Source organism: Flavobacterium sp. (assembly GCF_036515215.1).
In the GTDB taxonomy this organism is placed as follows: Bacteria; Bacteroidota; Bacteroidia; order Flavobacteriales; family Flavobacteriaceae; genus Flavobacterium.
In genome coordinates this window covers 1-8241 of record NZ_DATBVQ010000129.1, presented here as the reverse complement: position 1 = coordinate 8241, position 8241 = coordinate 1, and the positions used below count along the sequence as shown (strand labels likewise).

9 protein-coding genes and 1 pseudogene are annotated in these 8241 nt (G+C 37.4%); 4 read left to right on the top strand and 6 right to left on the bottom strand.

The annotated features are described in order from the left end of the window. Positions 1 to 183: pseudogene (locus VIH09_RS08995) on the bottom strand (tyrosine--tRNA ligase); the annotation flags it as partial. Positions 184 to 276: 93 nt separating this feature from the next. Here VIH09_RS08995 and VIH09_RS08990 point away from each other — a divergent pair. After that, positions 277 to 1278, top strand: a complete 1002-nt coding sequence (locus tag VIH09_RS08990) for an NAD-dependent epimerase/dehydratase family protein (RefSeq protein ID WP_331580107.1) — start codon at positions 277 to 279, stop codon at positions 1276 to 1278. Positions 1279 to 1305: 27 nt separating this feature from the next. Here the strand turns inward: VIH09_RS08990 and VIH09_RS08985 are convergent, their stop codons facing one another. From VIH09_RS08985 to VIH09_RS08975, 3 genes are read right to left on the bottom strand one after another with little or no spacing between them, the layout of a single operon-like run. Next, positions 1306 to 1788 carry a DUF4296 domain-containing protein gene (locus VIH09_RS08985; RefSeq protein ID WP_331580104.1) on the bottom strand — a complete coding sequence of 161 codons (483 nt, stop codon included), beginning with the start codon at positions 1786 to 1788 and terminating at the stop codon, positions 1306 to 1308. Between the two features lie 14 nt (positions 1789 to 1802). Further along, the gene (locus VIH09_RS08980; RefSeq protein ID WP_331580102.1) at positions 1803 to 3143 is read right to left on the bottom strand and encodes a dihydroorotase; all 1341 of its coding nucleotides are present in this window, start codon (positions 3141 to 3143) and stop codon (positions 1803 to 1805) included. A 12-nt stretch (positions 3144 to 3155) separates the two neighbouring features. After that, on the bottom strand, positions 3156 to 3881 hold the full coding sequence (locus VIH09_RS08975; protein ID WP_331580100.1) for a polyprenol monophosphomannose synthase: 726 nt from the start codon (positions 3879 to 3881) through the stop codon (positions 3156 to 3158). 103 nt (positions 3882 to 3984) lie between these two features. Here VIH09_RS08975 and VIH09_RS08970 point away from each other — a divergent pair, with 103 nt between their 5' ends. From VIH09_RS08970 to VIH09_RS08960, 3 genes are all read left to right on the top strand, one after another. Then, positions 3985 to 4656: a DUF4271 domain-containing protein gene (locus VIH09_RS08970; RefSeq protein WP_331580098.1), complete on the top strand. Its 672-nt coding sequence runs from the start codon at positions 3985 to 3987 to the stop codon at positions 4654 to 4656. Between the two features lie 13 nt (positions 4657 to 4669). Further along, positions 4670 to 5419: a uroporphyrinogen-III synthase gene (locus tag VIH09_RS08965; protein ID WP_331580096.1), complete on the top strand. Its 750-nt coding sequence runs from the start codon at positions 4670 to 4672 to the stop codon at positions 5417 to 5419. Positions 5420 to 5576: 157 nt separating this feature from the next. Further along, positions 5577 to 6047 (top strand): Lrp/AsnC family transcriptional regulator, encoded by a 471-nt coding sequence (locus VIH09_RS08960; protein WP_331580094.1) that lies wholly within the window; start codon positions 5577 to 5579, stop codon positions 6045 to 6047. Between the two features lie 57 nt (positions 6048 to 6104). Here the strand turns inward: VIH09_RS08960 and VIH09_RS08955 are convergent, their stop codons facing one another. After that, positions 6105 to 6794, bottom strand: coding sequence for a zinc metallopeptidase (locus tag VIH09_RS08955; RefSeq protein ID WP_331580092.1), 690 nt, complete (start codon positions 6792 to 6794; stop codon positions 6105 to 6107). A gap of 174 nt (positions 6795 to 6968) precedes the next feature. Next, positions 6969 to 8241: class I tRNA ligase family protein (locus VIH09_RS08950; protein WP_331580090.1), on the bottom strand; the 1273-nt coding region annotated here is incomplete at its 5' end.

Below are 8241 nucleotides of genomic sequence, written 5' to 3'. Positions count from 1 at the left end.
TCCGAAATTTTTCAAATGAACCAGAAGTATGATTGGCACCAAACTCCCAATATGCAGAGAATCTGAGGTTGGATCAAAGCCTATATAAGTCGTCGTCATTTCTTTTTGAAGTTGTTCTTCGGTTCCAGGCATGATGTCGTGGACCAATCCGCGCCATTGTAATTCGGAAATAATATTTTTCATTTTCTAAAAATCAATTTTCACAAAGATAGTTTTAATTGCATAATTTGAAAATCAATCCTTCTAAAAATCCAACAATCTAATTATCTTTACCAAATGATTTTAGTCACAGGAGGAACAGGTTTAGTAGGCGCACATTTACTGCTCGATTTAATGCAATCACGAAGCATCGCAAGCGAGAAAGTACGCGCGATTTATCGTGATTCAGAAAGCATCGAAAAAACAAAATCGCTTTTTGGTCTTTACAAAAAGAGCGACCTGTTTGACGATATAGAATGGGTGCGGGCAGATATTGTGGATATCCCATCTCTCGAAGGTGCCTTTCAGGGAATTGACCTTGTCTATCACAGTGCCGCCTTGATTTCATTCGACCCAAAAGAAGAAGATTTAGTCCGCAAAACAAACATCGAAGGAACCGCAAACATTGTCAATTTTTGCCTGGACAGCGACGTGAAAAAACTATGTTACATCAGCTCGACAGCTGCACTGGGCGATTTAGCCTCGCACGAATCAATCATCACTGAAGAAACGGAGTGGAACCCAGAAAAACCGCATAGTGATTACGCCATTTCTAAATATGGCGCCGAAATGGAAATTTGGCGGGGCCAACAAGAAGGATTAGACGTTATAATTGTCAACCCAGGGGTAATTATAGGCCCTGGTTTCCCTGATCAGGGCAGCGGGCAGCTATTTAAGAAAGTGGCTAATGGGCTGCCCTTTTATACCTTGGGAAGTACCGGATTTGTTGCGGTTACTGATGTGGTCAGAATAGCGATTGAACTTACAAGAAGTGAAATTTGCAACCAACGATATACCCTTATTGCGCAAAATATTGTTTATCGTGAGATTTTAAACACTATGGCCGACGCATTAAAAGTAAAAAGACCCTCGACTCACCTTACTCCTTTGTTGATGGAAATTGGCTGGAGAATGGATTTGATTTTGTCCTCTTTTTTTGGAAGAAAAAGACAATTAACAAAACCCATGGCAAAGGCATCTTATTCAACAAGCATTTATTCAAACGAAAAAATTAAAACAGCATTAAAAACAGATTTTTTAGACATCCACCAATACATTAAAGAGATTTCAAGTTTGTAGGTAATCCTCTTTATTATTTGATCGTCTTTAAATCGCTTTCTTCAATTTCATCCTTGCCAATTTTAACTTTTCGATCCTTTTTTTCAACGGCAACAAAGTATCCTTGGCTATCTCAATATCTTTTTTCTTTTTGATCGAGTCAAGTTTGGTCTTTTTCTTATTTTCGACCTTTACCAAGGAATCGACCACTACTTTTCGATCATCAATGCGTTTGATGATTTCATCAAAAATGTCCTTATACCCGTCATAATCGGAGGCATAATAAACATTGCTTTTGGCAAATTGTAAACTGTCGATTTTATATTTTATATATATATATTGCGATGGGTTTATATTAAAAGTGGCCAGCGAATTTGGGTTTTGATATTTTATTCCGTCCAAAATGGCCAAATCATACATGATATCAACCATCTTTTCTTTTTCAATAAGACGATCCGGTTTTTCAACCGGTTTTTCCCCACAGGATAAAAACAGAAATAAAATTACTAAAAACGACATTGCTTTTCTCATCTGATTGGTCTTTCTTATCGATCAAATAACATTCGTTTCCCTGCACGAATCTCTTTTACTTTAAAATTATTATAGACTAATTGCCCATTCACAAAAGTATGCGTAATTCTGGATTTGAACGTAAATCCTTCAAAAGGAGACCAACCGCATTTGGCGAAAATATTTTCTTTTTTCACGCTCCATGGCAAGCCGGAATTCACGATAACTAAATCCGCATAATATCCTTCCCTGATAAAACCACGCTTTTCTATTTTGAAAATCTTGGCCGGATTGTGGCACATTTTTTCGACAATTTTTTCGATGCTGATCTTGCCTTGATGGTAGGATTCAAACATGGCTACAACTGCATGTTGAACTAAAGGCCCACCTGAGGGAGCTTTTAGGTAAGATTGTTTTTTTTCTTCTAATGTATGAGGAGCATGGTCCGTGGCAATGACATCTATTCTATCGTCAAGCAAAGCTTCCCAAAGTACCTTTCGGTCATTAGCCGTTTTCACGGCCGGATTCCACTTTATAAGGTTTCCCTTGGTGGCATAATCCTCATTGGTGAACCACAAATGGTGAACGCACACTTCGGCGGTAATTTTTTTGTCTTCCAAAGGGATTTTGTTTGTAAACAAATCCATTTCCTTGGCAGTGGAAAGGTGAAAAATATGCAAACGAGCGCCCGTTTTTTTGGCAAGAGCCACCGCTTTAGAAGAAGAAATGTAACAGGCTTCTTCAGATCGAATCAGATGGTGCGCCGTAACGGGAACGTTTTCGCCAAATTTCGCTGTATATTTCTCTAAGTTACTTTTGATGGTAGCTTCATCCTCGCAATGGACTGCTATAAGCAATGGCGTGCTTGAAAATATTTTTTCAAGAGTAGCTTCATTGTCAACCAGCATATTGCCTGTTGATGAACCTAAAAATATTTTGATTCCCGCCACATTTTTGGGGTTTGTCTTTAGGACCTCTTCCAAATTATCGTTAGTCGCGCCCATCATAAACGAATAATTCGCATATGACTTCTCGGCTGCAAGCTGATATTTTTCTTCCAAAATGGCTTGGGTAACCGCATTTGGAACCGTGTTGGGTTGCTCAATGAAAGAAGTGATTCCTCCCGCAACCGCAGCTCTAGACTCCGATTCTATATCCCCTTTGTAGGTAAGCCCAGGTTCTCTAAAATGCACCTGATCGTCAATTGCGCCCGGCATCAAATAATTCCCTTCGGCATCGATAATGATACATTGGGATGACTTGGCGCTTATGCTTTCTGAAACTTCAACAATTAAGTCATTTTCAATTAAAACATCGCCCTCAAAAATTACCCCTTCATTTACTATTTTGGCATTCTTAATTAAAACCCTATTCATTGTGTTTTTTTCTTATAAACTATTAACTAATTTTTTTAATCTCAGGGAAATCACTCCAAAAACAGCTTCGACTATAATCGAGTTACTCATTTTCGATTCTCCCTTTGTGCGGTCTGTAAATATTATCGGAACCTCAACAATAGTAAAGTTTTTACAAAAAGTTCTGTATTTCATTTCAATCTGGAACGCATAACCAACGAATCTTATTTTATTGAGATCAATTTTTTCCAAAACCTCTCTTTTGTAACAACTGAAACCCGCCGTGGCATCATGAATTTTCATACCGGTTATCAGTCGCACATAAACGGAAGCAAAGTAAGACATAAGCACTCGGTTCAACGGCCAATTGACCACATTGACACCCGTGACATAACGAGATCCGATAGCCAAATCGGCATTGCCAAAATGACAAGCATCGTATAGCTTTTCTAAGTCGTTCGGATTATGGGAAAAATCAGCGTCCATTTCGAAAATAAAATCATAACCGTTTTTCAATGCCCATCTACAACCCTGAACATAAGCCGTTCCCAATCCCGATTTTTTCTCTCTGTTTTCCAAAAACAAACGGCCTTCAAATTCTGCTTGCAGCAGTCTGACCCTATCTGCGGTATGGTCAGGCGAATTGTCATCAACGATAAGAATATGAAAAAACTTGTGTTGAGAAAGCACCGACCTGATAATGCTTTCGATATTTTCAATTTCGTTATAGGTAGGAATTATAACAATACAATCGTTCATATTTCTAGTGATTTCCCCGCAAAAGTAACCTTTTTATGGCATTTGATTCATAATAAAATTATAATAAAAAGATTGATCTAAAAAATTAGTAATTTTGCCGATTATGATTGAACACGTACTGCATCCAAGAATCACCGATACTAAAGACTGGGCAACAATTTTATTTGTGTTGTCCTTCGCCATAATCGCCATAACCAAATCCGTTTATGAGAATCGATTTGGCGACTTTATGAACCTCATATTTTCAGACAAATATTCAAAGGTATATCGCGACGGCAGTCATTTGAAAAGCGGCTTTACCATTTCGCTTTTTTTTGCGCAGGTTATTTCGTTTGCGTTTTTTATCCAACTTTCATTAAACCTTTTTGGATATGCATCCAAGACCGATTTGACACTTTACATTCAAATCATCACTTTTCTTATTTTCTTTATATTGTCTAAATATTTGGTGGAAAAAATTATTGCTACGGCATTCAATATTGAGGAGTTTGTAGAGCAATTTAACCTTCAAAAAGTAACTTACCGAACATATATTGGGCTTATTATACTGCCAATCAACATCATTCTGTTTTATTACGACACAATATCCAGAATTATTCCATTAATAATTATATCTATAGTTCTGATAATGAATATTTTAACTTATTTGATTTCAATAAAAAAATATCAAAATTTAATATTCGGCAAGTTGTTTTATTTTATTTTATATCTTTGCACTCTCGAAATAGCCCCCTATTTTTTCATGTATTATTTGATTACAAAAGGAGGCGCTTAGAAAACGTTAAAATATGAAAGTGAAAACAATTTTGGTGTCACAACCCGAACCTAAAGTAGAGAATTCTCCTTACTTTGAGCTTCAGCAAAAACATAAAGTAAAAATTGATTTCAGACCCTTTATTCATATAGAAGGAGTTAGTGCAAAAGAGATAAGATTACAAAAAATCGACCTTAACCATTATACTGCAATTATTTTAACGAGTAGAAATGCCGTCGATCATTTTTTTAGAGTTGCCGAAGAAATGCGTTTTAAAGTACCCGAAGGATTGAAATATTTTTGTCAATCAGAGGCTGTTGCATTTTACTTGCAAAAGTATGTAGTATACCGAAAACGAAAAATTTACGTTGGCCCTAAGGATTTCGCTGATTTATCACCGTTGATAAAAAAATACAAAGACGAAAAATTCCTTTTGCCTGCCTCGGATCAATTGAATGTGGATGCGCCGATTACCCTTAATGGATTAAAGGTAGACTGGACACAAGCTGTTTTCTACAAAACGGTGATGAGTGACCTGTCTGACTTGGCTGATGTTTATTACGATATTTTAGCCTTTTTTAGCCCTACGGGAATAAAATCGCTGTTCAAGAATTTTCCTGATTTCGAACAAAACAATACACGAATAGCCGTTTTTGGAAGTTCTACCCAAAAGGAAGCTCTGGACAACGGTTTACGAATCGATATTCTTGCCCCTACTCCCGGCACACCATCCATGACGATGGCATTAGAAAAATATATTATTGAAGCCAATAAAGGAAAATAGTTAATTCCTTACTTTATAAAAAAACCGCGTTTATCGCGGTTTTTTTATTTCATGATGTTGAACAAAATCAACATTACAGATCCTTTTTACCTAATTTTGATTAATTTTGATTCCAAATGAGAACTAAAATGAAGCTTTAACTTCCAAAAATAAACTTATGAAAATCAACTCCCAGCTGGTGGAAATAGACGGTATCGATAAAGAAATTTTAAGATCCCTAATGGAAGACGCTCGCAAACCAATTTTACAAATCGCCAATAAGATAGGTATATCTGGAGCGGCCATCCATCAACGGTTAAGAAAACTTGAACAATCCGGCGTGATTTCGGGATCCAAGTTTGTCGTGAATCACAAAGTATTGGGCTATAACACCATGGCATTTGTCGGCGTATATTTAGACAAGGCCGCAAAAAACCCAGAAGCCGTAAAGGAATTAAATAAGATACCCGAAGTTTTAGAATGCCATTATACCACCGGAAACTGGTCCATTTTGATAAAAATAATCTGTAGGGATAATCAACATTTAATGCAATTGCTCAACACCAAAATTCAAGCGATCGAAGGCGTCTCAAGAACCGAAACCTTCATTTCGCTGGACCAACAAATTGACAGGCAAATACAATTGTAAAAACCCAAGCCCTAATTCATGAAAATCAGGGCTTGGGTTTTTAAATATTTGCTGTTATTAATCTCTTCGGCTTCCGCCCAAATAAATCGAAATATAATAAAGTAAAGTTGCAATTGATCCGAGCGCAGCCACGACATAGGTTCTCGCGGCCCATTTTAACGCATCTTTTGCCCCAACATGTTCTTGTTGCGTAAGCATCCTTTTGTTCTCCAACCATGCCAATGCGCGATGGCTTGCGTCATATTCCACAGGCAATGTAATTATAGAAAACAGAGTGGTTGCGGCAAACAGCACAATTCCAAAAAGCAATAATTGAGGGAAAGTCCTCATCATCAAAATCCCGCCTAACAAAATCCACTGCATGTATGTGGATGCCACATTAACGAAAGGAACCAGCTTAGATCGCATCGTCAGCCACTGATATCCCACAGCATGTTGCACCGCGTGACCGCATTCGTGCGCGGCAACTGCAGCAGCAGCAGCATTGCGTTGGTTATATACCGCTTCGCTAAGATTTACGGTTTTTTTGAGCGGGTTGTAATGGTCCGTCAATTGCCCCGATACTGAAATCACGCGTACGTCACGAATCCCGTTGTCGGCCAACATTTTCTCGGCGATTTCCGCACCACTCATTCCGTTTTGCAATTGCATCTTAGAATAGTGTTCAAATTTACTTTTTAGCCTTGAACTCACCAGCCAGCTTGCCAGCATGATGGCACCGGCCAATATCAAATAACTCATTCCCATATCTTTTGTGTTTTTGTTTCTATATAAAGTTACAAAGGAAATATCAAATTACGAACCAATTTTTCACAATGTCAATTTGGCATTCGTTAAATGAATTAAAAAAAATCCAAACCCTTTATATCGGATTTGGATTTTTAAAATATCGTCACAGTAGAGTCGCACTGTAGTGCACCTCTAGCCAACCAAATTAATGATTTTTCCAGGAACTATAATCACCTTGTTTGGCGTTCTCCCTTCCAATTGTTTGATGGTTCTTTCATCTTTCATCACGATTTCCTCGATTTGTTCCTTGGTTAAATCCAAGGGTAAAACCATCGTGAAACGCATTTTTCCGTTGAAAGAAACCGGATATTCTTTTTCAGATTCCACTAAATATTTCGGGTCAAAAACCGGAAACGACACCGTTGCAATAGAACCTGTATTGCCTAGCAATGACCATAACTCTTCAGCAATGTGCGGCGCATAAGGAGAAATCACAATCGCTAATGGCTCCAGAATAGCACGAGAACGACAACCTTGAGTCGACAATTCATTGACGCAAATCATAAACTGAGAAACCGAAGTGTTGAATGAGAAACCTTCAATGCCTTCCGCCACTTTCTTGATGGTTTTGTGCAATGTTTTCAAATTATCTTTGGTTGGCACATCATCCGTGACAATCATTGCGTGCTCATCAAAATACAAACGGCATAGTTTTTTCAAGAAACCAAAAACTCCAGAAATACCTGCCGTGTTCCATGGTTTTGCCTGCTCTAATGGCCCCAAGAACATTTCGTACAAACGCAAGGTATCAGCACCGTATTCATTGCAAATGTCATCCGGGGTAACCACATTGTATTTGGATTTAGACATTTTTTCAACTTCGCGACCTACAATGTATTTTCCGTTGTCATCACAAATGAACTCGGCATCTTTATAATCTTCTCTCCAATTTTTGAAAGCTTCAATATCTAATTCATCTGAAGAGTTTACGAAAGAAACATCTACGTGAGTTTTAATTATTTGATCATAAATTCCATCAAACAATCCACTCATTTCTGGAAATAAATCATTTAAAGCTTTTCCTAATTTAGGGAAATGTGAAGAAATTATTAATTCACCTGAACCAAAATTAGAGTTTGGCCACATTTGATTTTCTAGATATCCTTTAGATACATATATTTTATTATCATACTTTTTAATAAAGTTTTCAATCTTATTTATTTCTTCCTTACTAAATGTTTTTCCAACTAATTGATTTCCGAAGTCATCGATTGAATTAGTTAATTTCAATCTATAAACAAAAGCACTAGTCCCCAAAATCATCCCCTGATTAATCAGTTTCTTGAACGGCTCCTCAGTTGGTGCGAAACCTTTGTCTTTTAAAAATTTGTTCCAAAAACGGGAATACAATAAATGCCCAGTTGCGTGTTCGCTTCCGCCAATATATAAATCCACGCTTTCCCAG

What these genes read in the sequence shown, in the direction of transcription:
- VIH09_RS08965 (WP_331580096.1), top strand. Translation starts at nt 4,670, where the DNA reads ATGAAAGTGAAAACAATTTTGGTGTCACAACCCGAACCTAAAGTAGAG.
- VIH09_RS08990 (WP_331580107.1), top strand. Translation starts at nt 277, where the DNA reads ATGATTTTAGTCACAGGAGGAACAGGTTTAGTAGGCGCACATTTACTG.
- VIH09_RS08975 (WP_331580100.1), bottom strand. Translation starts at nt 3,881, where the DNA reads ATGAACGATTGTATTGTTATAATTCCTACCTATAACGAAATTGAAAAT.
- VIH09_RS08970 (WP_331580098.1), top strand. Translation starts at nt 3,985, where the DNA reads ATGATTGAACACGTACTGCATCCAAGAATCACCGATACTAAAGACTGG.
- VIH09_RS08960 (WP_331580094.1), top strand. Translation starts at nt 5,577, where the DNA reads ATGAAAATCAACTCCCAGCTGGTGGAAATAGACGGTATCGATAAAGAA.
- VIH09_RS08955 (WP_331580092.1), bottom strand. Translation starts at nt 6,794, where the DNA reads ATGGGAATGAGTTATTTGATATTGGCCGGTGCCATCATGCTGGCAAGC.
- VIH09_RS08980 (WP_331580102.1), bottom strand. Translation starts at nt 3,143, where the DNA reads ATGAATAGGGTTTTAATTAAGAATGCCAAAATAGTAAATGAAGGGGTA.
- VIH09_RS08985 (WP_331580104.1), bottom strand. Translation starts at nt 1,788, where the DNA reads ATGAGAAAAGCAATGTCGTTTTTAGTAATTTTATTTCTGTTTTTATCC.